The sequence below is a fragment of the Actinospineispora acaciae DSM 45401 genome, assembly GCF_000620785.1.
In the GTDB taxonomy this organism is placed as follows: Bacteria; Actinomycetota; Actinomycetes; order Mycobacteriales; family Pseudonocardiaceae; genus Pseudonocardia; species Pseudonocardia acaciae.
In genome coordinates, this window is record NZ_JIAI01000014.1 from 38993 (window position 1) to 62609 (window position 23617).

Genomic DNA, 23617 nt, shown 5'->3' on the forward strand with positions numbered 1-23617 from the left:
TCCGACTAGCCCAGGAACCGGTGCAGCGTCCCGGCGGTCTGCTCGTCGGCGGGGCCTGTTCGCCGCGCTCAGCTCGGTGGACATGTTGTACGCGCTGGTGATCGTCTCCTCGGTGCAGGTGCTGTCCTCGATCGGCATCGGCGTGCTCGCCGCCGGCCTGCCCGACCCGAGGTCATAATCGAGGGCGTGTTGTTCGCCGAGGTCGTGGCGGTGTCCGCCGCCGTGGGAGCCACCCGGTCGCGCAAGGCCAAGGTCGCCGCGCTGGCCGGGTTGCTCCGCGCGCTGGACAACGCCGAGGTCGCGCCCGCCGTGGCCTGGCTGTCCGGCGAGCCCCGGCAGGGCCGCATCGGCACCGGCTGGCGGACCCTCGCCGCCCTGGACGTCACGCCGGCGCCGGCCCCAACGCTGGCCGTCGAGCGGGTGGACGCCGCGCTGTCCGCGCTCGCCGCCAACACCGGGGCCGGCTCGGCGCGCCGCCGCTCCGAGCTGCTCGCCGAGCTGTGGGGCGCGGCCACCGAGGACGAGCAGCGCTTCCTGTTCCGGCTGCTCACCGGCGAGCTGCGGCAGGGCGCGCTGGAAGGCGTGCTCACCGAGGCGGTGGCGGCGGCCTCCGAGGTGCCCTCCGAGCTGGTCAGGCGCGGGCTGATGCTGTCCGGCGACCTGGGCGTGACGGCCGGGGCCGCGCTGGCCGGCGGGGCGGACGCGGTGGCCGCGTTCCGGCTGGAGGTGGGCCGGGGCGTCCGGCCGATGCTGGCCTCGCCGGCGGACTCCCTGGACGCCGCCCTCGCCGAGCTGGGCGGGCGCGTCACCGTCGAGTACAAGCTGGACGGCGCGCGCATCCAGGTGCACCGCGATGGCGACGAGATCGCCGTGTTCACCCGCACCCTGCGCGACGTCACCGCCCGGGTGCCCGAGCTGGTGGCGCTGGCCCGCGAGCTGCCCTGCCGCTCGGTGGTGCTGGACGGCGAGTCGCTGGCGCTCACCGACGACGGCCGCCCCCGCCCGTTCCAGGAGTCCATGAGCAACACCAGCGCCGGCGTGCAGCGGCCGCGCTTCTTCGACTGCCTGCACCTCGACGGCGTCGACCTCCTGGACGCCCCCCTGCACGAGCGCCTGACCGCCCTGGACAAGGTCGCAGCCCCACTCCGAATGCCCGGCCTCATGGAGCCGTCCGAGCCCGACGCCGCCGCCCTGCTCGACAAGGCCCTCGCCGACGGCCACGAAGGCGTCATGGTCAAGTCCCTGGACGCCCCCTACGCCGCGGGTCGCCGTGGCCGCTCGTGGCAGAAGGTCAAGCCCGCCCACACCCTGGACCTGGTGGTCCTCGCCGTCGAATGGGGCTACGGCCGCCGCACCGGCAAGCTCTCCAACATCCACCTCGGCGCCCGCGACCCCGACGGCGGCCCGCCCATCATGGTCGGCAAGACCTTCAAAGGCATGACCGACGACCTCCTCGACTGGCAAACCAAAACGTTCTCCGAACACGCCCAACACACCGACGGCCACGTAGTCCACCTCCCCCCAAAGTTCGTGGTCGAGATCGAACTGGACGGAGTCCAAACCAGCACCCGCTACCCCGGCGGAGTAGCCCTCCGCTTCGCCCGCGTCCAGCGCTACCGCCCCGACAAGACCCCCGCCGACGCCGACACCATCGACACCGTCCGAAAACTCCGCGAGTCGGGATTTTCGTCAGGGTGAGTCGGGATTTTTCTCAGGCGTACCCTGTAGATCCTGTGCGCTTCCTACCCGGGCACGACGCCCACTCCCGCGACCTGACCTACGACGACGTCTTCCTCGTCCCCCGCCGCTCCTCGGTGGCCTCCAGGTTCGACGTCGACCTCGCCACCGCTGACGGCACCGGCGCCCAGATCCCGGTGGTCGCGGCCAACATGACGGCGGTGGCCGGCCGCCGGATGGCCGAGACGCTGGCCCGCCGGGGTGCCCTCACCGCGCTCCCCCAGGACGTCGCCCCGGAGGCCGTCGCGGACATCGTGGCCTGGGTCAAGTCCCGCCACCCGGTCTGGGACACCCCGCTGGTCCTCACCGCCGACCAGGCCGTGGCGGACGCGATCAACCTGCTGCCTAAGCGCGCGCACGACGCCGTCGTGGTGGTCGACGAGCACGGCCGGCCGCTGGGCACCGTGGACGAGGCGGCCTGCGCCGGCGTGGACAGGTTCACCAGGCTCGCCGACGTGCTCACCCCGGACCCCGTCACCCTCCCGCTGGCCACCGCCCCCAAGGACGTGTTCGACGCGCTGGCGCACCGCCCCGAGCACGTCGCCCTCGGGCTGGACGACCAGGGACGCCTGGCCGGCATCCTCACCCGGCTCGGGGCGCTGCGCGCGGACATCTACCGCCCGGCGCTCGACGACCGGAGCCGGCTGCGGGTGGCCGCCGCGCTCGGGGTGAACGGCGACGTGGCCGCCAAGGCGAAGGCGCTGCTGGACGCCGAGGTCGACGTGCTGGTGGTGGACACCGCGCACGGCCACCAGGAGAAGATGCTCGCCGCGCTGGCCGCCGTGCGCGCCGCCGTGGACGGTCACGGCCACCACGAGGTCCCGGTCGTGGCCGGCAACGTGGTCACCGCCGAGGGCGTGCGGGACCTGGTGACGGCGGGCGCGGACATCGTCAAGGTCGGCGTCGGCCCTGGCGCGATGTGCACCACGCGGATGATGACCGGCGTGGGCCGCCCGCAGTTCTCCGCCGTGGCCGAGTGCGCGGCCGCCGCCCGCGAGCTGGGCCGGCACGTCTGGGCCGACGGCGGCGTCCGCCACCCCAGGGACGTGGCGCTGGCGCTGGCCGCCGGGGCGTCCGCGGTCATGATCGGCTCGTGGTTCGCCGGCAGCTACGAGTCCCCGGGCGACCTACTCCGCGACGAGACCGGCCGCCCGTACAAGGAGTCCTTCGGCATGGCGTCCAAGCGCGCCGTGATCGCCCGAAGCCGGGGCGAGGACGCCTTCGAACGAGCCCGCCGGGAGCTGTTCGAAGAGGGCATCTCCAGCGGCAAGATGCTGCTCGACCCGGTCCGCCCCGGCGTCGAGGACCTGCTGGACGAGATCTGCTCCGGCGTCCGCTCGGCCTGCACCTACGCGGGCGCCGCCACCCTCGAACAACTGCACGCCCAGGCCGTCCTCGGCATCCAGTCCGCGTCCGGCTTCGCCGAAGGCACCCCCAAGCCGTGAGTGGCTAGGGCCGCTATGACGGCCCTAGCCACTCACGGGTAGCACCTACGCGACGTCCCCTTCCAACATCTCCGTCACCAACGCCGCGATCGCCGAGCGCTCCGACCGGGCCAGCGTGACGTGCGCGAACAGCGGGTGTCCCTTGAGCTTTTCGATCACGGCGGCCACCCCGTCGTGCCGTCCGACCCGCAGGTTGTCCCGCTGCGCCACGTCATGCGTGAGCACCACCCGCGAGCCCGAACCCAGCCGCGACAGCACGGTGAGCAGCACGTTGCGCTCCAGCGACTGCGCCTCGTCCACGATCACGAACGCGTCGTGCAGCGAGCGGCCCCTGATGTGGGTCAGCGGCAGCACCTCGAGCATGCCCCGGGACAGCACCTCGTCCACCACCTCGGAGCTGACCAGCGCGCCGAGCGTGTCGAACACCGCCTGCGCCCAGGGCGCCATCTTCTCGCTCTCGTTGCCGGGCAGGTAGCCCAGCTCCTGCCCGCCGACGGCGTACACCGGGCGGAACACCACCACCCGCCGGTGCTGCTGGCGCTCCAGCACCGCCTCCAGCCCGGCGCACAGCGCGAGCGCGGACTTGCCGGTGCCGGCCCGCCCGCCCAGCGAGACGATGCCCACGTCCGGGTCGAGCAGCAGGTCCAGCGCGATCCGCTGCTCGGCCGAGCGCCCGTGCAGCCCGAACGCCTCCCGGTCGCCGCGCACCAGCTTGATCCGCTTGTCCGGCGCGACCCTGCCCAGCGCGGCGGTGCCGGCGCCGAGCAGCCGCAGCCCGGTGTGGCAGGGCAGCTCGCGCACCCACTCCAGCTCCGTCCCCGCCGGATCCAGCGAACCGTCCCTGAACAGCGCGTCCACCGCGTCCGAGCAGGTCACCTCGACGTCGGCCAGCCCGGTCCAGCCGGAGGGAACGACGTCCTGGGCGCGGTACTCGTCGGCGACCAGCCCCACGGCGGCCGCCTTGACCCGCAGTGGCATGTCCTTGGTGACCAGCGTGACGCCGGAGCCGTCGCGCTCCGAGGAGAGGTTCAGCGCGCAGGCCAGGATGCGGCTGTCGTTGGTGTCCGTCCGAAACCCGGCGGGGAGCACCTCGGGGTCGGTGTGGTTCAGCTCCACCCGCACGGTGCCGCCGCCGTCGCCCACCGGCACCGGCGTGTCCAACCGTCCGTGCTTGACCCGCAGGTCGTCCAGCAGGCGCAGCGCCTCCCTGGCGAACCAGCCGAGCTCCGGGTGATGCCGTTTGCCCTCCAACTCGGAGACGACCACCAGCGGCAGGACCACGTCGTGTTCATCGAACCTGGTGACCGCCCAGGGGTCGGACAGCAGCACCGAGGTGTCCAGGACGTAGCAGCGGCGGCCGGGGCCGGCCGCCGGTGTGGTGGTTGCTGACCCGGTCACGCCGTTGGCGGCGGCGGTCGGGGCGGAGCTGGAGGCGGGACGTCGTGCGGTCACGGCTACTCCCTCGCGGGTACGGCACCGCACCCGCACTGGTGGTGGGCCGGCTGGCCCCGACCGGACGTGGCCTCGGGACGTCGGCGCTGTTACCGAACGCCCCTCACCACGGCCGCGAGGGCCGGGTGCCGGCCCCCCGTGCTAGTGACAGCCACGATCTGGGCCTCCCGGGCGGCCCGCATCGGATACGGCCCGCCAAGGTGCACGCTACCGGCGCCGGACGGGGTCTGGTCAACAAAACGCGGGCACATTCCGTGATCTGTGACGAGCAACAACCGGGTCGAGTTACCGCTTGCCGCACCAGGTCAACCGCACGACGTTTAAAGATCGACAAGAACTACCCAGCGTTAACGTCGGTGTCACCACCGGCAGGTATGGCCAGCGCCGCGCGCACGGCGGACGGGGTGAGTGCCCCGTCCAGCAACGTCGCGTACCTGGCCAGCACCGGCTCGCCGGGCGCCGCCGCCGCGAGCCAGCGCCCCACCAGCCGGTGCCCCTCGACGTAGGTGGTGGTGTACGCCCGCCACAGCGGATGGCGCATGAACCGCAGCATCTGCACCGCCCGCGCCTCGCTCACCAGCAGCCACCGCCGCAGGTAGGCCACCACCTCGTCCGGGTCCGCGCCCGATTCGTGCAGCATCAGCGCGGCGTCCTGGCGCGCCGGCATCAGCCGGGCCGCCGCCAGCTCCACCCGCTCGGCCAGCTCGCCGTCCATCCGGATGCCCAGCTCGGCGAGCACGCCCTGCGCCCACCGCCCCCACCCCGGGCCGACGGCGGCGGCCAGGCCCAGCTCGGCGAGCCCCTCGGAGACCAGGCACTCCGGGGTGTTCACCAGGAACAGGCCGTGCTCCGGCCAGCCCGCGCCGCGCACCTGGACCAGCTCGCGGCGGCACCGCTCGGTGTGATGGCCGGGGTACGCCTCGTGCGCCACCAGGTGCGGCAGCGTCGACGCCCGCCGCGCCATGTCCGCGTTGACCACCACCTTGGACCGGTAGCCGCCGAGGTAGTGGTTGAAGCCGCTCCACGGCCGGTCGCCAGCGAGCTCGTAGTACACGGTCTCGCCGGCCGGCAGCTCCACCGTCCGACCGGTCAGCGCACGCAGCGCGCCGGACAACGCCTGCACCGCCGGTCCGAGCAGCGCGCGGGGCAGCTCCTCCCGCTTGCGGTACGCCGCCATCCGCGCCGCCAGCGGCCCGCCGCCGGGCAGCAGCCCGGCCAGCTCGGCGTGCGCGGCCCGGTAGTCGTCCGGTTCGCCCCACTCGACCTCGGTGTCGAAGTACGCGCGCAGCTCCGTGCGGAACGGCGGGGCCGGCCCGACCAGCCGCCGCATCGCGCACTCCAGCGCCGCGAGCTGGCGGTCCAGGAAGTCCGCCCGGCGCGCCGGCAACCCCGCCGATGCCACCTCGCCACGCAGCCGAGCGGCCCGTTCCGCCAGCTCACCAGGGGCCGGCAGCGGCCCGGACGCCACCGCCGAGCGCCACGAGGGGTCGCCGCTGAACGCGTCGACGAGGCCCGGCAGCACCCGGCCGCACCGCAGCCCGAGCAGTACGTACTCGCGCGCCACCGCTCCGGCCTTCACGGGCGCGGGATGCTACTCGGCCGGCCCGTCAACCGCGGCGTCTCTCGCCGTTCTCCGCCGCCTGCCGCCATGTGGGCGGTACCCGCGGGTAGCTGCCCCATCCGGGTACGAACCAACTACCCTGTGCTACGCTCCGTCGGCAAATGAGTGGTGACGGAGCTCTGAAAAGTCACCCGATCGGAGGCATAACCTCGGCAAAACGCGTCAAGTCACACGATAGTGGTACGTGGTTTTGCCGGGGACGATCTCGGCAGTAGTTTCGTCCCAGTCAGCGCGGGCTCCCCAAGCATCCATCGCTGACGTCGTGAGAAGGGGGCCGACGCCGTCACAGGCGTTGGTTGACTCGATCCAGGAGATGACACTGTGCTGAAGAAGGCTGGAATCGTAGTGGCTGCTGCCGCGGCCGGTCTGCTCGCCGTGAGCCCGCTGGCCTTCGCTGGCGACTACGACGGCGACAGCGATGGCGGCCACGATGGCGACGGCGGCAAGAGCCACCACCACGCCAAGAAGGCCGACTGCGAGCAGGACAACAGCTCGGAGAACGGCGACACCAAGCAGAGCGGGCTCGTCAACCTGAACAACACCACCGCTCAGGTTCCGATCCAGGCTTGCGGTAACCACGTCGGCATCCTCGACGGTGCCTTCGGCATCCTGGGCAAGGCCGAGAACAAGCAGGTCAACGACTGACATGTCGTTGACCTGCGGGGAGGCGCGCCCGAGCACTCGGGCGTACTTCCCTGCGGGCAATGCTCGACCGGAGCCCGGTGATGCACCTTTGTCGGTGCGTCACCGGGCTTCTGCATGTCTCAGGGCCGATCTTCCGATTCACCCGAAAGTGGCCGTAACTTTTGGTGGATTGCTTGGGGTGCCAATTCCGGCCCCAAATTTTGGATCCCTGAGAAGACCGGGTATATTGGACCTGTCAGCGAGGGCTCCCCAAACAACCGCTGACGAACCACGGGGCGAGCGTCGGAACGATGCCGCCAATGGAACAGGAGAGTAACTGTGCTGAAGAAGGCTGGAATCGTGGTGGCGGCTGCCGCTGCCGGTCTGCTCGCCGTGAGCCCTCTCGCTTTCGCGGACACCGAGCAGCACGGCCTGGTCAACGTCAATGACACGACCGTGCAGGTGCCGATCCAGGCCTGTGGCAACCACATCGGCATCGTCGATGGCGCGTTTGGCATCCTGGGCTCGGCCAAGAACAAGCAGGTCAACAGCGGCGACTGCTCGCAGGACAACAGCTCCGAGAACGACTGAGCTTAGCGTTTCCGCCAAGAAGGGCGTCGGACCTCGGTCCGGCGCCCTTCTTGCATGTCCGGTCACGGGCGGCTGACCGGCCAGGATCGTGCTCGACCGAAATTCAGCTACCTTATTCACCCGAAAGTGGCCGTAACTCGCGCCCTCGATACGCACGGCAACCTCGTAAAAAGGACTTGCACCTGTTGAATTCCTGAGAGGGTTCGTTACACTCAAACCTGCCAGTGAGGGCTCCCCACCTGAACGCCACTGGTGACCCCCGGGCGGCAACGGTGCCGTCGATCGAACAGGAGAACAACCGTGCTGAAAAAGGCTGGGATCGTGGTGGCGGCAGCCGCCGCCGGCCTGCTGGCCGTGAGTCCTCTCGCGTTCGCGAGCGACACGGACCAGAGTGGTGGCTACTGGAACTCCAACAACAACACCCGCCAGCACCCGACGCAGGCCTGCGACAACCACGTCGGGATCATCGATGGCGCATTCGCCCTCGGCCTTAAGTCCGAGGCGAGCAACGAGCAGGAAAACAGCGGCGACTGCAAGCAGGAGAACAGCTCCAAGAACTGAGCTCGCCGCACCGCTCCCGGAGGGGCGTCGGACCGCTGTCCGGCGCCCCTCCGGCGCGTGTAGGGCACCCATCAGCCGTTCGCTATACAAGATAGCTGCCTCATTCACTCGAACGTGACCGTAACTCGCGAGGCCGATACACAGCGCAACCTCGTAAAAGTGCGTGGGGGATGTTGAGCCCCTGAGAAGATCCGTTACACTTATCAGTGCCAGTGAGGGCTCCCCAACCAAATGCCACTGGCACGACCCCCGGGCGGGTGCAGTTGCCGCCGATCGATCAACAGGAGAGAAATACTGTGCTGAAGAAGGCTGGAATCGTGGTCGCGGCTACCGCCGCTGGTCTGCTGGCCGTGAGCCCTCTCGCTTTCGCGGACACCGAGCAGGACGGGCACGTCAACGTCAACGGCACCACCGTGCAGGCGCCCGCCCAGGCCTGCAGCAACCACGTCGGCGTCGTCGACGGTGCGTTTGGGATCGGCGGCAAGGCCGAGAACAAGCAGGTCAACAGCGGTGACTGCGAGCAGAACAACAGCTCCGAGAACTGAGCTTGAGTACTGCCTGAGAAGGGCGTCGGACCTCGGGTCCGGCGCCCTTCTCGTCTGTTAGGGCCGGTCACACGGCCGGTGCGGGTCGGTCACCCGAAAGTGGGCATAACTCCCGACGGAAATGCACTGAGTAGTTTTCGTTATCAAGCTAAGGGCTGTTGAATTCTCGAGTGGGTTCGGTACTCTCGTTACCCGTCGGTAAGGGCTCCCCACCAACTACCGGCGCGACCCCCGGGCGGCAACGGTGCCGCCGATCGAACAGGAGAACAACCGTGCTGAAAAAGGCTGGAATCGTGGTGGCGGCGGCCGCCGCCGGTCTGCTCGCCGTGAGCCCCCTGGCGTTCGCGAGCGACACCGACCAGCATGGCGACGTCAACATCAACGGTACGACGCTTCAGCTGCCGATCCAGGCGTGCAACAACCACGGCGGCGGCAGCGGTGCCTACGCCGGCGGCCCCGGCGCCAAGGCGAGCAACGAGCAGGTCAACAGCGGCGACTGCGAGCAGAGCAACAGCTCGGAGAACTGAGCACTCACCGCACCGAAGGGCGTCGGACCACCTGGGTCCGGCGCCTTTCGCATGTCGTGAGGAGCGTGGTGAGCGTCAGGAGCCGAAGCGGCGGTGCCGGATGCCGTAGTCGCGCAGCGCGCGCAGGAAGTCCACCCGGCGGAACTCCGGCCAGTACGCCTCGCAGAACCAGAACTCCGAGTGCGCCGACTGCCACAGCAGGAACCCGGACAGCCGCTGCTCGCCGGAGGTCCTGATCACCAGGTCCGGGTCCGGCTGGCCCGAGGTGTAGAGGTGCTCGGCGATGTGGTCCACGTCCAGCACCTCGGCCAGCTCCTCGATCGAGGTGCCGCTCTCGGCGTGGCGCAGCAGCAGCTTGCGCACCGCGTCGGCGATCTCGCGGCGCCCGCCGTAGCCGACCGCGATGTTGACCTGCATGCCGGTGCGCTGGGCGGTGCGCGCGGCCGCGCCGCTGAGCTTGCTCGCCGCCTCGGTGGGCAGCAGGTCCAGCGCGCCCACCACCCGCACCCGCCACGGCCGGCCCGGCGAGCTCAGCTCGTCGACGACGCCGACGATGATGTCCAGCAGCGGGCGCAGTTCGTTGTCCGGCCGGGTCAGGTTGTCGGTGGACAGCAGCCACAGCGTGACCAGCTCGACGCCCGCCTCCCGGCACCAGCCGAGCAGGTCGGTGATCCGGGACGCGCCGGCGCGGTGGCCGTCGTTGACGTCCAGCAGCCCGGCGTCGCGGGCCCAGCGCCGGTTGCCGTCCAGGATGACGCCGACGTGCCGGGGCCGCTGCGCCGTCGCAAGCTGCCGTCGCAGCTTCCGTTCATATGCGGAATACAGCAGGTTGCGCACGCCCACGGACGAGAAGAGTACGCCGGTGGCAACGACCCCCCGCGCGCTCACCCTCCGCCGGCACCTGTGTCCGTCACCACGAGTCCGTCCTAATGTCCTGAACACCCCGCCGCCGTGGCCTACCATCTCAGGGGTGAGCAGCGGGACGACCACCGCCGACGCACTCTCGACGATGCCGCCCAAGCCCCGGCTGCGCGGCCGCCTGCACCAGGCGTCATTCATCGCGTCCATGGCGGCCGGAGCCACCCTGGTCACCACCGCGGCGATCACCAGCTCGGGCCTCGCGGTGGCGGCCACCGCCGTCTACGTGGCCACCGTGCTCGGCCTGTTCGGCATCAGCTCGCTCTACCACCGCTGGCCGTGGCGCTCGGAGCGCTCCCGCTCCTGGATGCGCCGCCTGGACCACTCGATGATCTTCCTGTTCATCGCCGGCACCTACACCCCGGTGGCCGCCATGGCGCTGGGCTCGAACACCAGGGTGGTGGTGCTCGCGGTGGTGTGGGGCGGCGCGCTGGGGGGTGTGGCGCTGCAGCTGGTCTGGCCGCGCGCGCCGCGCTGGGTCGGCGTGCCGTTCTACCTCGCGCTCGGTTACGTCGCCCTGTTCGTGCTGCCCGACCTGTGGCGCCAGGCCGGGGCGACCGCGCTGATCCTGCTGCTCGCCGGCGGCCTGCTCTACACCATCGGCGCGGTCTGCTACGCCATCCGTCGCCCGAACCCCTGGCCGGAGACGTTCGGCTTCCACGAGTTCTTCCACGCGGCCACCGTGCTCGCCGCGCTCTGCCACTACGTCGCCATCTGGTTCGTGCTAGTCAGTTCCTGACCCGTCGGGGCCCCGCCCGCGCAGCTCGTCCACCTTGGCCATCGCGTCGCGCAGCTCGGACAGCCAGTCCTCGGTGTGCTGGCCGACCAGCCGCACCGCCCAGGCCAGCGCGTCCGAGCGGGACCGGGCCACGCCCGCGTCCACCAGCGTGTCCAGCACGATCCGCTCCGGCTGGCGCAGCCGGGTCATCACCGGCACGGACAGCGTGGTGAACAGCTCCTCCGTCCCCCCAAGCCGGGCTCCCCAGGCCACCTTGCGGCGATACTTGTGCTCGGCCTGGCGCGCGATATCGATGCGCTCGTCGCGGGTCTGCTCGCGGAACCGCGAGATCCGGCCGGAGATCGCCGCGGCCCGGTTGGCGCGCCCGGCGTCGTCGTCGGCGAACTCCTCGGTCAGCGCCGGCAGCTCGCCGATCACCAGGATCTCCTCCCGGTCCACCCTGACCTCGGGGGCGGCGGTGAACCAGCCGTCCGGCAACCGGCCGCCCAGCCAGGCCGCGGCGTCCTCGGCGGACGGCAGGTCGGCCTGCTGCCACCCGCCGCGCCCGTGACCGCGTCCCGGGCCTCGGCCGGGCCATCCCCGGTGCGTGCGTCCCACCATCATCGTCAACTCCCCTGTCTCACGTTCGATGCTTACAGTATTACACGCATGCATCCACAACTTGCCAGAAATTCCGGGAGCATGAGCCGCATGGGGACGGGCACGTTGCATCAGTTGCTCGACGTGGTGCTGCGGCTCGGCGCGGAACGCCGGGTGGAGCCGGTGCTGCGGCGGGTGGTGGACGCGGCGCGCGAGCTGACCGGCGCGGGCTACGCGGCGATCGGGGTGCCGGACGGGGCCGGCGGGTTCGAGCGGTTCCTCACCTCCGGCATCGACTCGGCCACCTGGTCGCGGATCGGCGCGCTGCCCCGCACGCACGGCCTGCTCGGCGTGGTGCTGTGCGACCCGAACGCGCTGCGGCTGGCCGACGTGCGCGCCGACCCCCGGTTCCGGGGCTGGCCCGGCGCGCACCCGGACATGGGGGCGTTCCTGGCGGTGCCGATCATGGCCGGCGGCGACGTGGTGGCCGAGGTCTTCCTGGCCAACCCGGCCGGCGGCGCCGAGTTCTCCGACGCCGACCTGCACGTGGTGGAGGCGCTGGCCGGGCACGCCGCGCTGGCGGTGGTCACCGCGCAGCGGCTGGAGCGGCTGCGCGAGCTGTCCATCGTGTCCGAGCGCACCCGGATCGCCCGTGAGCTGCACGACTCGGTGACCCAGACGCTGTTCAGCCTGAGCCTCGCGGCCGAGTCGGCGTCCGCGCTGGCCCCGCCGGACGGAGCCGGGGAGCTGCGCGCACAGCTGGACCGGGTCCGCGAGCTGGCCCAGCTCGGGCTGGACGAGCTGCGCGAGCTGGTGGACACGCTGCGCCCGGCCGACCTCGGGCGCGACGGGCTGGCCAGCGCGCTGCGCACCCGGATCGACCTGCTGCGCGCGGTGCACGGGGTGCCGATCGCGCTGCACGCCAGGGCCACCCGCCCGGTCGGCGAGGCGCTCGGCCGGGAGCTTCTGAAGATCACGAACGAGGCGGTGGGCAACGCGCTGCGCCACGCCGGGGACGCGGCCCGCGTGACCGTCCGCCTCGAGGCGACCGGCCCGACCGCGCGGCTCACCGTGTCCGACGACGGCGCCGGGTTCGACCTGGCCGCCACCCTGCGCACGTCGCGGCGGCTGGGGCTGGCCAGCATGCGCGAGCGCGCCGAGGCGCTGGGCGGGACGCTGGACATCGACACCGCGCCCGGGGCCGGCACCACCGTGACGCTGGAGGTGCCGTTGCCATGACGCGCGTGATCCGCGTGCTGCTGGTGGACGACCACGAGCTGGTCAGGGTGGGCCTGCGCACCTTCCTGGAGCTGCAGGCCGACATGGCGGTGGTCGGCGAGGCGGGCAGCGGCGAGCGGGCGCTGGCCCTGGTCGCCTCGGCCGCGCCGGACATCGTGCTGCTGGACCTGGTGCTGCCCGGGATGAGCGGGCTGGACACGGCCCGGGCGCTGCGCGCGGCGCACCCGGACGTCAAGATCGTCGTGCTGACCTCGTTCTCCGGCCAGGACCAGGTGCTCCCGGTGGTGCGCGCCGGGGTGGACGGCTACCTGCTCAAGGACGTCGGGCCGCGCGAGCTGGCCGACGCGCTGCGCGCGGTGCACGCCGGCGGGTCGCCGCTGCACCCGACGGTGGCCGCCACCGTGATGCGCTCGGTCACCACCGACGACCCGCTCACCCCGCGCGAGCGCGAGGTGCTGCGGCTGATCGCGCGCGGGCTGTCCAACCGGCAGATCGCCCGCGAGCTGGTGCTGTCCGAGAAGACCGTCAAGACGCACGTCAGCGCCGTGCTCGCCAAGCTCGGCGTGGCCGACCGCACCCAGGCCGCCCTGCTGGCCATCCGCGACGGCCTCGGCTAGCTCGACACGTCCTTGACAACGGGACGCGACCGGCGCAATACTGAACCACATGGTTCAGCGTTACGGCCTCGACGCCTCGTTCGCGGCGCTCGCGGACCCCACCCGACGGGGCATCCTGGAGCGGCTCGCGCGGGGTGTCGCGTCGGTGACCGAGCTGGCCGAGCGCTTCGAGATGACCTTGACCGGCATGAAGAAGCACATCGGTCTGCTCGAGGACGCCGGCATGGTCGTCACGGAGAAGCGCGGCAGGGTCCGCTACTGCCGGCTCGGCGCCAACGCGCTCGAACGCGAGGTCGCGTGGATCCGCGGCTACCAGCGCGACCTCGCCGCCCGCATGGACCGCCTCGAAGAGTTCCTCGACCGAACGGAGAACGACCGATGACCACGATCACCACCCCGTCCGACCGCACCATCCGCACCGAGCGGGTGTTCAACGCCTCCCGGGAGCGGGTGTGGGACGCGCACACCGTGCCCGAGCAGCTGGCCCAGTGGTGGGGCCGGGGCAACAAGCTGGTGATCGAGCGCTGGGAGTTCGAGCGCGGCGGCCACTGGCGGTTCGTCGAGCACTCCGAAGAGGACGCCGCGGGAACGCACGGATTCGAGGGCCGGTTCCGGGAGATCGCCCCCATCGAGCGGCTGGTCCAGACGTTCGAGTGGGACGGCATGCCCGGCCACGTCTGCGTCGAGACGGCGACGTTCACCGACCTCGGCGACGGCCGCACCAAGGTGACGGTGGAGAGCCTGTTCCACACCGACGAGGAGCGCGACGGCATGCTCCACTCCGGCATGGAGCACGGCCTCAACGCCAGCTACGCCGCCCTCGACACCCTGCTCGCGGCCGGCTGACGTCCGCGCCGAGCGGTCCTAGGACGAAGGTCGCACCGGGTCCGGGCTCGCGGCCGAGGGCGGTGACGCGGTCGGAGCGCAGCGTGGAGGCATGCCAACCGCGATCATCACCGGAGCGTCCACCGGGCTCGGCAGGGCGCTCGCGTCCGACCTGTCCGCCGGCGGATGGCGTCTCGTCGTGGACGCCCGCACCGCCACCGAGCTGTACGACGCCGCCGCGCCCTGGCCGCGCGCCACGGACATCCCCGGCGACGTCACCTCCGAGGACCATCGGGTCGAGCTGGTCGCCGCCGCCGGTGACCGGCTCGACCTGCTGGTGCTCAACGCCTCCTCGCTCGGCCAGGCGCCGCTGCCGCCGCTGGCCGAGTACCGGCTCGACGAGCTGCGCGCGGTGCTGGAGACGAACACCGTCGCGCCGTTGCGCCTGGTCCAGCTCGCGCTGCCGGCGCTGCGGGCGGCGGCCGGGGCGGTGCTGGCGATCAGCAGCGACGCCGCCGTCGAGGGCTACCCCGGGTGGGGCGGGTACGGCGCGAGCAAGGCCGCGCTGGAGCAGCTGGTTCGAGTGCTCGCGGCGGAGGAGCCCGGGTTGCGGGCGTACTCGGTGGACCCCGGCGACCTGCGCACCCGGATGCATGCGGCGGCCTACCCCGGCGAGGACATCAGCGACCGGCCGGAGCCGGAGACGGCGGTGCCCGCGCTGCGCCGGCTCATCGACGGCGGGCTGCCATCCGGCCGGTACGCCGCGCGCGACCTGCTCGCCGAGGCCGGCACGTGACCGCCGCGCTCCCGTCGACCCTGCCCGACGGCGCGCTGGCCACCGCCCCGGCCGAGGCGCGCGGGCTGGCCAGGGACGGGGTGCGGCTGCTGGTCGCCGGCCCGGACGGGCTCCGGCACCGCACGGCGGCCACCCTGGCCGGCGCGCTGCGGGCCGGCGACCTGCTGGTGGTCAACACGTCGGACACCCTGCCCGCCGCGCTGACCGGCGTCACCGCCGACGGCGAACGCGTCGAGGCGCACCTGTCCACGCTGGAGCCGGGCGGCGACTACCGCTATCCGGCCGCGCTGCGGGCCACCGCGTCGCGCTGGGTCGTCGAGGTCCGCACCGGGCCGCGCTGGCCGGCCGGGCCGCTCGGCGGCGAGCCGTCCCAGGCCGACCGCACCGGCGCCCGGATCCGGCTGGCCGGCGGCGGCGCGCTGGACGTGCTGGCCCCGACCGCGAGCCGGCGGCTGTGGTCGGCCGAGCTGCGCACGCCCGCGCCGCTGCTGGCCTGGCTCACCGAGCACGGCGACCCGATCCGCTACCGGTACGTCTCGGCGCGCTGGCCGCTCTCGGCGTACCGCACGCCGTACGCGGACACCCCGGGCAGCGCCGAGATGCCCAGCGCCGGCCGGGCGCTCACCCCTCGGGTACTGCGCCGGCTGGCCGGGCGCGGGGTGCGGGTGGCCGGGCTGGTGCTGCACACCGGGGTGTCCTCGCTGGACCCCGGCGACGGCCCGCACCCGGAGTGGTTCGAGGTCCCGGCGTCCACCGCCGAGGCGGTCGCGGCCACCCGGGCCGAGGGGGGCCGGGTGGTCGCGGTCGGCACCACGGTGGTGCGCGCGCTGGAGTCGGCGGGCGGGCGCGCCGCGTCCGGCTGGACCGACCTGGTGATCACCCCGGCGCGCGGGGCACCGACGGTGGACGGCCTGCTCACCGGGTGGCACGAGCCGGCGGCCTCGCACCTGCTCATGCTGGAGGCGATCGCCGGCAGGGCGCTGCTGGCCGAGTCCTACGCCGAGGCGCTGGCGCACGGCTACCGCTGGCACGAGTTCGGCGACCTGCACCTGATCCTGCCGCGCTGAAACTGTCGGGGGCGTCGGGCACGCTGGGCACATGGTGAGCTGGGCGGATGTACAGGCATCGGCGCCGGAGTTCGCGGCCGGCGTGCGGGCGATCTTCGACAAGGGCAAGCACAAGACGATCGCGACGCTCCGGGCCGACGGGGCGCCGAGGATCAGCGGCATCGAGGCGGAGTTCGCGGGCGGCGAGCTGACCTTCGGCTCGATGCCGGGCGCTCGCAAGGGCGCCGACCTCGTGCGCGACCCCAGGCTGGCGCTGCACAGCCCGTCGGTCGACCCCCCGGAGGACGCCCCATCGAGCTGGCAGGGCGACGCCAAGATCGCCGGCCGGGCCGTCTACACCCGGGAGCTGACCGGCGAGACCCCCGGCCAGGAGTTTCGGGTGGACATCGAGGAGGTGGTACGGATCCGGGTCGGCGAGCCGGCGGATCACCTGGTCATCGAGGTGTGGCGGCCGGACAGCGGGCTGCGGCGCATCACCCGCACGTGAGGCCCCGGGTGTCGATTCGGGGGCCGCTCGTTCGTCATTCATGACGTCATGACGACCGGACGACCACCGAGGAGCGCGACATGCAGTACCTGCTGTTGATCTACGTACCCAACGGCGAGCGGCGGACCGAGGCCGAGATCGACCAGGAGATCGGCGAGTACTGGGCCTACGAGAAGGAGGTGAGTGAGGCTGGGGTCATGGTGGACAGCAAGGCGCTGAAGGGCGTCGACGCCGCGACCACCATCGCGGTGCGCGGCGACGAACGGATCGTCACCGACGGCCCGTTCACCGAGACCAGCGAGGTGCTCGGCGGCTACTACCTGCTCGACGTGCCCGATCTGGACACCGCGCTGGACTGGGCGGCCCGCATCCCCGGCGCGCGGCGGGGCAAGGTCGAGGTGCGCCCGATCCAGGTGTTCGAGCAGCCCTGAGCGGCCGGGGTGCGACGATGAATCCATGCAGTTCGCCGAACACGTCATGGATCTGGTGGGCAACACCCCGCTGATCAGGCTCAACCGGGTCGCCGAGGGGCTGACCCCGCCGGTGCTGGCCAAGGTCGAGTACTTCAACCCAGGTGGCAGCGTCAAGGACCGCATCGCGCTGCGAATGATCGAGGCGGCCGAGGCGAGCGGCGAGCTGCGGCCCGGCGGCACCATCGTCGAGCCGACCTCGGGCAACACCGGCATCGGCCTGGCCATGCTCGCGCAGCGGCGCGGCTACCGGTGCGTGTTCGTCTGCCCGGACAAGGTCAGCGAGGACAAGCGCAACGTGCTGCGGGCCTACGGCGCCGAGGTGGTGGTGTGCCCGACCGCGGTCGCGCCGGAGCACCCCGACTCCTACTACTCCACCTCGGACCGGCTCGCCCGCGAGCTGCCCGGCGCCTGGAAGCCCGACCAGTACGCCAACCCACAGAACCCGCGGAGCCACTACCTGGGCACCGGCCCGGAGATCTGGGAGCAGACCGCCGGGAAGATCACGCACTTCGTCGCCGGCATCGGGACCGGCGGCACGATCAGCGGCACCGGGCGCTACCTCAAGGAGGTCTCCGGCGGGCGGGTCCAGGTGATCGGCGCGGACCCGGAGGGCTCGGTGTACTCCGGCGGCACCGGCCGTCCGTACCTGGTGGAGGGCGTCGGCGAGGACTTCTGGCCGACCACCTACGACCGGGACATCTGCGACGAGATCCTGGCGGTGCGCGACGCGGACTCGTTCGAGATGACGCGGCGGCTGGCCCGCGAGGAGGCGCTGCTGGTCGGCGGCTCGTGCGGGATGGCGGCGGTGGCCGCGCTGCGGGTGGCCGCCGGCCTGTCCGGACCCGAGGCCGAGGACGCCGTGGTCGTGGTCCTGCTGCCGGACGGCGGCCGGGGCTACCTGGCGAAGGTGTTCAACGACGCGTGGATGTCCACCTACGGCTTCCTCTCGCCGGACTCCAGCGAGGCCACCGTCGGCGACGTGCTGCGCCGCAAGGACGGCACCCTGCCCGACCTGGTGCACGGCCACCCGAACGAGACGGTCGCCGACGTGGCCGGCTACCTGCGCGAGTTCGGCGTCTCCCAGATCCCGATCGTCTCGGCCGAACCCCCCGTGATGGCCGCCGAGGTGGTCGGCGCCGTCAACGAACGCGAGCTCCTGGACGCCCTCTTCACCGGCCGCGCCAAACTGGCCGACCGCGTCGAGCACCACATGTCCGCGCCCCTCCCCACCATCGGCGCCGGCGAGCCCGTCACCACCGCCATCGACGCCCTAGCCCACGCCGACGGCGCCCTGGTCCTGGTAGACGGCAAACCCGCCGGCGTCATCACCCGCCAAGACCTCCTCACCCACCTCTCCACCCCGTAACCCCTCCGCGCCCAAAAACCGCCCGCGAGTCGGGGATTCAGAGGGAGCGCAGCGACCGACCACCAGCGAGCGAGCTTGCGAGCGAGCGCGTGTCGCTGTCAGGGTGAGTCGCGGATTCTGTCAGGGCGGTCATCCCTCGGCGTCGCGGACCAGCAGCGCGATCTGGACCCGGTTGCCGACCGTGAGCTTGGTGAACAGGCTGCTGGTGTGCGCCTTCACGGTGGCGACGCTGACGTGCAGCCGCTGGGCGATCTCGGCGTTGGACAGCCCCTCGGCGATGGCCCGCGCGGTGTCCAGCTCGCGCTCGGTGAGCACGGCGAGGCGACCGCGCGCGCTCTCCCGGGATGCCTCGCGCGCGGCGGAGGACCCGGGCCCGGTGGCCGCGGCGATCACCCGCGACGTGGCGGCCGGGGACAGCGCCGGGTTGCCGGCGGCCACGGAACGGACGGCGGCGACGAGATCGGGCGGCGGGCTGTCCTTGAGCACGAACCCGAGCGCGCCGGCGCGCAGGGCGCCGAGCACCATCTCGTCGGAGTCGAACGTGGTGAGCACCAGGACGCCCGGCGGCCGGGGCAACCTCAGGATCTCCTCCGTCGCGCTCAGCCCGTCACGCCCCGGCATGCGGACGTCCATCAGCACGACGTCGGGCAGCCGCTCGCGCACCACGGCGATCGCGCTGTCCCCGTCGACCCCCTCGCCGACGACCTCCAAGCCGGGCTCACCCTCCATGATGAGCCGCAGGGCCATCCGCACCAGCTGGTCGTCGTCGACGATCACGATCCGCACGCTCACCCGCCGCCCTCCCACGGCAGCTCCGCGTCGAGCACGAACCCACCCCCGGGCGCCGGGCCGTGGCTGATCTCCCCGCCCGCCAGCGAGACCCGTTCGGCCAGCCCGAGCAGGCCGTACCCGGACGCGACCGGCGGCCCGGCGACACCCGCCGCCGGACCGGAGTCCGCGACCGTGACCCGCAGGCCGTCCCCGGCGGCCCCCGAGACGGTGACCCGCACCCGCCCACCCGGCGCGTGCTTACCCGCGTTGGTCAGCCCTTCCTGGACGATCCGGTAGGCCGTCCGGGCGACGACCTCGGGCGGCTCCCCGGTCGCGGCGGCCGTGTACGTCACGTCCGTCCCGTGTGCCCGCGCGTCGGCGGCGAGCTCCGCGATGCCGGCCAGCGACGGCTGCGGCGGCTCGCGGCCGTCCGGGCTCGCCCGCAGCACGCCGAGCACGTCGCGCAGCTCCTCCAGCGCCCGGTGCGACCCGTCCGCGATGCCCCGCGCCAGCACCGCCACCTGGTCCGGCGGAAGGTCGTCGCGGTGCCCCAACACCCCGGCCTGCATCGCGACCCGCGACACCCGGTGCGCGAGGACGTCGTGCATCTCGCGGGCGATCCGGTGCCGTTCCAGGATCCGGGCCTCGGTGGCGCGCGCCGCCTGCTCCCGTTCCGCGATCCGGGCCCGCTGCCGAAGCGACCGCAGCTCCTCCCGCCGCGCCCCGACCGCGACGCCCACCGCCACCACGATGCCGACGACCAGCGCGGCGCTGACGCAGGCGAACCAGAGCGGGTCCGGCCCGTCGCGGTGAGGGTAGAGCCGGTTGGTCATCACCCCGGTCACCACGGACATCACCGCCACCAGCGCGGTGTGCACCGGGCGGCGGCGGGTGGCCAGCGAGCCCAGCGCCAGCAGTGCGGGACCGCTCGCGACGCTGGACGCGGTCGAGGCGATCGTCACCGCCGTGGCCACGGTCAGCGGGTAGCGTCGCCGCCAGGCCACCGCCACCAGGCATCCGATGGCGACGAGCGGGTCGCCGATCAGCAGCCACTCGCCTATCGGGCCCGCCGAGGCCGGCAACTGGCTGGCCGGAACCATCCAGATGAGCACGCCGATCACCGCGGCGGCCAGCAAACGCCACGCCTGCTGCCACGGCCGCAGCGCCTCACCCACCTCCGTACCCACCGGGCCATCATCGTCGATCCACTCGTATCGGCACAGGCGGACCCACCCCCGACCGCGGTCGAGTACCCGTCCTCAACCTCGGTCGGGGGCGGTTCGAGGCCTCGGGCCGATGTGCCCGCGCGCGCCGCCCGGCGAGACTCCTCCCCGACCGGAGATCGACACCGACCTCGAACGGAGAACGTGATGAACAAGGGCGGCTACATCGGGCTGCAGATCCTCGGCATGGTGGCGACGGTGGTGTTCGCCCAGGCCGCGATCCGCACCCTGTTCGACCACGCCTCGGTCCAGTTGTGGGGCGCACTCGGCTGGGTCCCCGGCGGGTGGATCGGCCGGCTGGCCGTGCTCGTGGTGCTGACCGCCGCCGGGGTGGTGCTCGCCGGGTGGGCGCACGACAGGTGGTCGCACCGCGACCAGGAGCCCACCGGCTGAACGGGTCAGCCCAGGGCCTCCAGCAGGTCGTCCACCAGGTCGTCGGCGTCCTCGATCCCGACCGAGAGCCGCACCAGGTCGGCCGGCACCTCCAGCGCCGAGCCCTCGGTGGACGCGTGCGTCATCCGACCGGGGTGCTCGATCAGCGACTCGACACCGCCCAGCGACTCCGCGAGGGTGAACAACCGGGTCGCCGCGCACACCCGCAGCGCCTCGGAGGCCGGGTCGGCGGCGGACTCCGCGTCCGAGGCCACCTGGAACGACACCATCCCGCCGAACCGCCGCATCTGCTTCGCGGCGACCTCGTGCCCGGCGTGCTCGGGCAGCCCCGGGTAGTACACCCGGGTGACCTTCGGGTGGCTGACCAGCGCGGCGGCCACCCGTTCGGCGTTGTCGCAGTGCCGCTCCATGCGCACGGCGAGCGTCTTGAGCCCGCGCAGGGTCAGCCAGGCGTCGAACGGCCCTGGCACCGCGCCCACCGAGTTCTGGGTGAACGCCAGCGCCTCGGCCAGCTCGTCGTCGTCGGTGACCAGCGCGCCGCCGACCACATCGGAGTGCCCGCCCACGTACTTCGTGGTGGAGTGCAGCGAGACGTCCGCGCCGAGCGCGAGCGGGGTCTGCAGGTACGGCGAGGCGAACGTGTTGTCCACCACCAGCCGGATGCCGGCGGTGCGCGCGATGTCGGCCAGCGCGGCGATGTCGGCGATGCCGAGCAGCGGGTTGGTCGGCGACTCGCACCAGATCATCCGGGTGGCCGGGCGCAGGGCGGCGCGCACCGCGTCCAGGTCGCCCAGGTCGACGGCGGTGTGCGCCAGCCCCCAGTGGCTGAGCACCTTGTCCACCAGCCGGAACGTGCCGCCGTACGCGTCGTGCGGGATCAGCAGGTGGTCACCGGGGCGCAGCGCCACCCGCAGCAGCGTGTCGGTGGCGCCCATGCCGGAGCCGAACACGAGCCCGTGCCGGCCGCCCTCGAGCGCGGCCAGACACTCCGCCAGCGCGGTACGGGTGGGGTTGGCGGTACGCGAGTACTCGTAGCCGCCCCGGGTGCCGCCCACGCCGTCCTGGGCGTACGTCGACGTGGCGTAGATCGGCGGGATGACCGATCCGGTGGTCGGATCGGGATCTTGTCCGGCGTGGATCGCGCGGGTGGAAAAGCCGTTCACGGCCGCGACGGTACGCCTCGGCCGGAGCTCGACGGGTCGCGGGCGCCCGCTCCCCGGCCCGGCCGGGGCCTCGCGACCGTCGTTCCGGTGTCCGGAAACCGGGACGGGCCGAGCCGCTGCCGCTCGTCAGGGCCGGTGACCGGGCTCGTCGGTTGTGACGCCGCGACTCCGCGCCCTAGGTCTCCGGCTCGCCGGAGTGAAACACGTCACTTCGCCACGCCGGGACACCCGAACCGGTGAGCGCCGCGGCGGAGATCCCGCGACCCGGTGTGCTCAAACGCCCGACTCGGTGTGCCCAGACGCCCGACTCGCGGAGGGGTTTACGGGCGGAGGGGGGAGCGGGCGTCGGAGGCGGGCGCCGTCGGGGTGGGGTCGGGGGCGACGGGGAGGTCGTCGGGTTCGATGCAGCCGCCGACTAGTTCGTAGCCGTCACCTCGGGCTACGTAGTGGCCGGGGTTGTGGCAGCCGGCCTGCTGGACGGTGATGAAGGCGATGGTGGCCATCGCGGCGGCGACCAGTAGCGAGACCGCGACCGACCAGCGTGTGCCGCTGATCTTCGGCCCCGCCATACGTCCCTCCCCGATCACGCCGGCACACCGTAGCGGGTGCGGCTGATCTCGAGGCTACCCGCTGCCGGTGCGAGGATGCCCCCATGGTGGGTCTTGACGACATCAGGGAGGCCGCCGCGCTGTTGGACGGCATCGCCCGGCGCACGCCGATGGCCCACTCCCGCGCGCTGAGCGAGGCCGTGGGCGGGCGCGTCGAGCTGAAGTGCGAGAACCTGCAGCGGACCGGCTCGTTCAAGATCCGTGGCGCGTACGTGCGGCTGCACGGGCTGTCCAAGGCCGAACGCAAGGACGGCGTGGTCGCGGCCAGCGCCGGCAACCACGCGCAGGGCGTCGCGCTGGCCGCCCAGCTGCTGGGCATGCACGCCACCGTGTTCATGCCCAGCGGCGCGGCGCTGCCCAAGGTGGCCGCCACCCGGGGCTACGGCGCGGACGTCCGCCTCGTCGGCGCCGGGCTGATGGACGCCATGGCCGCCGCCGAGGAGTTCGCCGAGCGCTCCGGCGCACACTTCATTCACCCGTTCGACCACCCGGACGTGGTGGCCGGCCAGGGCACCGTCGGCCTGGAGATCGCTGAGCAGGCCCCGGACGCGCGCACCGTGCTGGTGCCGACCGGCGGCGGTGGGCTGGCCGCCGGCGTCGCCGTGGCGCTGCGCGCGCTCGTACCCACCGCTCGCGTGATCGCCGTGCAGGCCGCCGAGATGCCCGCCTGGCTGGCCTCGCTCGCGGCCGGCCAGCCCGTCACGGCGCCCACCCGCCCCACGATCGCGGACGGGATCGCCGTGGCCCAGCCCGGCCACGTCCCGTTCGAGCTGCTCGCCACCCACGTCGACGAGGTCCTCACGGTCAGCGAGGACTCCCTGTCCCGCGCGCTGCTGCACTGCCTGGAACGGGCCAAGCTCGTGGTCGAACCGGCCGGCGCCGCCGGCATCGCCGCCCTGCTGGACGAGCCCGAGCGCTTCGAGCCCCCGGTCGTCTGCGTGATCTCCGGCGGCAACGTCGACCCGCTGCTCATGCTGCACGTCATCCAACACGGCATGGCCGCCGCCGGCCGCTACCTGTCCACCAGGGTCCGCCTGGTCGACCGCCCCGGCGCGCTGGCCAACCTGCTCACCCTCATCGGCGACCTGGGCTGCAACGTCCTGGACGTCGAGCACACCCGCATCTCAGGCGCCCTGGCCCTCGGCGAGGTGGACGTGGCCCTCCGGATGGAAACCAGAGGCCCACGCCACCGTGTCGAGGTCATAGACGCCCTGCGCGCGGCGGGCCACCAGGTCCACCTCGCCTGACGG

At 72.7% G+C, this 23617-nt stretch carries 27 protein-coding genes; 19 read left to right on the plus strand and 8 right to left on the minus strand.

What is annotated here, in order from left to right; genetic code table 11:
* The first annotated feature begins 186 nt into the window (after window positions 1-186).
* Together N912_RS0139240 and N912_RS0139245 are read left to right on the plus strand one after the other, a co-directional pair.
* Window positions 187-1698, plus strand: a complete 1512-nt coding sequence (locus tag N912_RS0139240; protein WP_028926729.1) for an ATP-dependent DNA ligase — start codon at window positions 187-189, stop codon at window positions 1696-1698.
* Between the two features lie 35 nt (window positions 1699-1733).
* The gene (locus N912_RS0139245; RefSeq protein WP_028926730.1) at window positions 1734-3182 is read left to right on the plus strand and encodes a GuaB1 family IMP dehydrogenase-related protein; all 1449 of its coding nucleotides are present in this window, start codon (window positions 1734-1736) and stop codon (window positions 3180-3182) included.
* 45 nt (window positions 3183-3227) lie between these two features.
* On the opposite strand, the gene phoH2 is transcribed toward N912_RS0139245, so the two are convergent.
* Both phoH2 and N912_RS57460 read right to left on the minus strand, forming a co-directional pair.
* Complete coding sequence (phoH2, locus tag N912_RS0139250; protein WP_051581460.1) at window positions 3228-4580, minus strand: RNA 5'-3' helicase PhoH2; 1353 nt, start codon at window positions 4578-4580, stop codon at window positions 3228-3230.
* A 391-nt stretch (window positions 4581-4971) separates the two neighbouring features.
* Entirely contained in the window at window positions 4972-6213 is a 1242-nt protein-coding gene (locus N912_RS57460; protein ID WP_051581428.1) for a hypothetical protein, read from the minus strand.
* Window positions 6214-6576: 363 nt separating this feature from the next.
* On the opposite strand from N912_RS57460, the gene N912_RS0139265 reads away from it, so the two are divergent.
* The 5 genes from N912_RS0139265 to N912_RS0139285 all read left to right on the plus strand — a co-directional run bounded on the left by N912_RS0139265 (window position 6577) and on the right by N912_RS0139285 (window position 9103).
* Window positions 6577-6900: a hypothetical protein gene (locus tag N912_RS0139265; RefSeq protein WP_156994307.1), complete on the plus strand. Its 324-nt coding sequence runs from the start codon at window positions 6577-6579 to the stop codon at window positions 6898-6900.
* A 318-nt stretch (window positions 6901-7218) separates the two neighbouring features.
* Window positions 7219-7470 (plus strand): hypothetical protein, encoded by a 252-nt coding sequence (locus N912_RS57465; RefSeq protein WP_037068951.1) that lies wholly within the window; start codon window positions 7219-7221, stop codon window positions 7468-7470.
* A 300-nt stretch (window positions 7471-7770) separates the two neighbouring features.
* On the plus strand, window positions 7771-8031 hold the full coding sequence (locus N912_RS57470; RefSeq protein WP_156994308.1) for a hypothetical protein: 261 nt from the start codon (window positions 7771-7773) through the stop codon (window positions 8029-8031).
* Window positions 8032-8288: 257 nt separating this feature from the next.
* Window positions 8289-8576 (plus strand): hypothetical protein, encoded by a 288-nt coding sequence (locus N912_RS57475; RefSeq protein WP_245645756.1) that lies wholly within the window; start codon window positions 8289-8291, stop codon window positions 8574-8576.
* Window positions 8577-8848: 272 nt separating this feature from the next.
* Entirely contained in the window at window positions 8849-9103 is a 255-nt protein-coding gene (locus tag N912_RS0139285; protein WP_156994309.1) for a hypothetical protein, read from the plus strand.
* 75 nt (window positions 9104-9178) lie between these two features.
* On the opposite strand, the gene N912_RS0139290 is transcribed toward N912_RS0139285, so the two are convergent.
* Entirely contained in the window at window positions 9179-9940 is a 762-nt protein-coding gene (locus tag N912_RS0139290; RefSeq protein ID WP_028926736.1) for an isoprenyl transferase, read from the minus strand.
* A gap of 172 nt (window positions 9941-10112) precedes the next feature.
* Here N912_RS0139290 and trhA point away from each other — a divergent pair, with 172 nt between their 5' ends.
* Entirely contained in the window at window positions 10113-10760 is a 648-nt protein-coding gene (trhA, locus tag N912_RS0139295; RefSeq protein WP_028926737.1) for a PAQR family membrane homeostasis protein TrhA, read from the plus strand.
* Here the strand turns inward: trhA and N912_RS0139300 are convergent.
* Complete coding sequence (locus N912_RS0139300) at window positions 10746-11360, minus strand: hypothetical protein (protein ID WP_028926738.1); 615 nt, start codon at window positions 11358-11360, stop codon at window positions 10746-10748. The two genes, trhA and N912_RS0139300, sit on opposite strands and share 15 nt — an antisense overlap.
* Window positions 11361-11450: 90 nt before the next feature.
* On the opposite strand from N912_RS0139300, the gene N912_RS0139305 reads away from it, so the two are divergent.
* From N912_RS0139305 to N912_RS0139345, 9 genes are all read left to right on the plus strand, one after another.
* On the plus strand, window positions 11451-12578 hold the full coding sequence (locus tag N912_RS0139305; RefSeq protein ID WP_169748040.1) for a GAF domain-containing sensor histidine kinase: 1128 nt from the start codon (window positions 11451-11453) through the stop codon (window positions 12576-12578).
* The gene (locus N912_RS0139310) at window positions 12575-13195 is read left to right on the plus strand and encodes a response regulator (protein WP_028926740.1); all 621 of its coding nucleotides are present in this window, start codon (window positions 12575-12577) and stop codon (window positions 13193-13195) included. The genes N912_RS0139305 and N912_RS0139310 overlap by 4 nt, the downstream gene beginning before the upstream one ends.
* A 49-nt stretch (window positions 13196-13244) precedes the next feature.
* Entirely contained in the window at window positions 13245-13577 is a 333-nt protein-coding gene (locus N912_RS0139315) for an ArsR/SmtB family transcription factor (protein WP_028926741.1), read from the plus strand.
* Window positions 13574-14041 carry an SRPBCC family protein gene (locus N912_RS0139320; protein ID WP_028926742.1) on the plus strand — a complete coding sequence of 156 codons (468 nt, stop codon included), beginning with the start codon at window positions 13574-13576 and terminating at the stop codon, window positions 14039-14041. Before N912_RS0139315 ends, N912_RS0139320 begins: the two co-directional genes overlap by 4 nt.
* Window positions 14042-14132: 91 nt before the next feature.
* Window positions 14133-14816 carry an SDR family oxidoreductase gene (locus N912_RS0139325; RefSeq protein WP_028926743.1) on the plus strand — a complete coding sequence of 228 codons (684 nt, stop codon included), beginning with the start codon at window positions 14133-14135 and terminating at the stop codon, window positions 14814-14816.
* The gene (locus tag N912_RS0139330) at window positions 14813-15883 is read left to right on the plus strand and encodes an S-adenosylmethionine:tRNA ribosyltransferase-isomerase (protein WP_028926744.1); all 1071 of its coding nucleotides are present in this window, start codon (window positions 14813-14815) and stop codon (window positions 15881-15883) included. Before N912_RS0139325 ends, N912_RS0139330 begins: the two co-directional genes overlap by 4 nt.
* A 31-nt stretch (window positions 15884-15914) precedes the next feature.
* A complete protein-coding gene (locus N912_RS0139335) occupies window positions 15915-16370 on the plus strand; it encodes a pyridoxamine 5'-phosphate oxidase family protein (protein ID WP_028926745.1) in 456 nt (151 codons plus the stop codon).
* Window positions 16371-16450: 80 nt separating this feature from the next.
* Window positions 16451-16801 carry a YciI family protein gene (locus tag N912_RS0139340; RefSeq protein WP_028926746.1) on the plus strand — a complete coding sequence of 117 codons (351 nt, stop codon included), beginning with the start codon at window positions 16451-16453 and terminating at the stop codon, window positions 16799-16801.
* Window positions 16802-16826: 25 nt separating this feature from the next.
* Window positions 16827-18209, plus strand: coding sequence for a cystathionine beta-synthase (locus N912_RS0139345; protein ID WP_028926747.1), 1383 nt, complete (start codon window positions 16827-16829; stop codon window positions 18207-18209).
* Between the two features lie 129 nt (window positions 18210-18338).
* On the opposite strand, the gene N912_RS0139350 is transcribed toward N912_RS0139345, so the two are convergent.
* Both N912_RS0139350 and N912_RS0139355 read right to left on the minus strand, forming a co-directional pair.
* A complete protein-coding gene (locus tag N912_RS0139350) occupies window positions 18339-19001 on the minus strand; it encodes a response regulator transcription factor (protein ID WP_281176350.1) in 663 nt (220 codons plus the stop codon).
* Window positions 18998-20167 (minus strand): sensor histidine kinase, encoded by a 1170-nt coding sequence (locus N912_RS0139355; protein WP_028926749.1) that lies wholly within the window; start codon window positions 20165-20167, stop codon window positions 18998-19000. Before N912_RS0139355 ends, N912_RS0139350 begins: the two co-directional genes overlap by 4 nt.
* 183 nt (window positions 20168-20350) lie before the next feature.
* Between N912_RS0139355 and N912_RS0139360 the strand changes: the two genes are divergently transcribed.
* Window positions 20351-20596, plus strand: coding sequence for a hypothetical protein (locus N912_RS0139360; RefSeq protein ID WP_028926750.1), 246 nt, complete (start codon window positions 20351-20353; stop codon window positions 20594-20596).
* A gap of 5 nt (window positions 20597-20601) precedes the next feature.
* Here N912_RS0139360 and N912_RS0139365 read toward each other — a convergent pair whose 3' ends face one another.
* On the minus strand, window positions 20602-21759 hold the full coding sequence (locus N912_RS0139365; RefSeq protein ID WP_028926751.1) for a cystathionine gamma-synthase: 1158 nt from the start codon (window positions 21757-21759) through the stop codon (window positions 20602-20604).
* Between the two features lie 320 nt (window positions 21760-22079).
* The gene (locus tag N912_RS0139370; protein ID WP_037068958.1) at window positions 22080-22328 is read right to left on the minus strand and encodes a hypothetical protein; all 249 of its coding nucleotides are present in this window, start codon (window positions 22326-22328) and stop codon (window positions 22080-22082) included.
* A gap of 83 nt (window positions 22329-22411) precedes the next feature.
* Between N912_RS0139370 and ilvA the strand changes: the two genes are divergently transcribed.
* Entirely contained in the window at window positions 22412-23614 is a 1203-nt protein-coding gene (gene ilvA / locus N912_RS0139375) for a threonine ammonia-lyase (protein WP_028926753.1), read from the plus strand.
* Window positions 23615-23617: the final 3 nt, after the last annotated feature.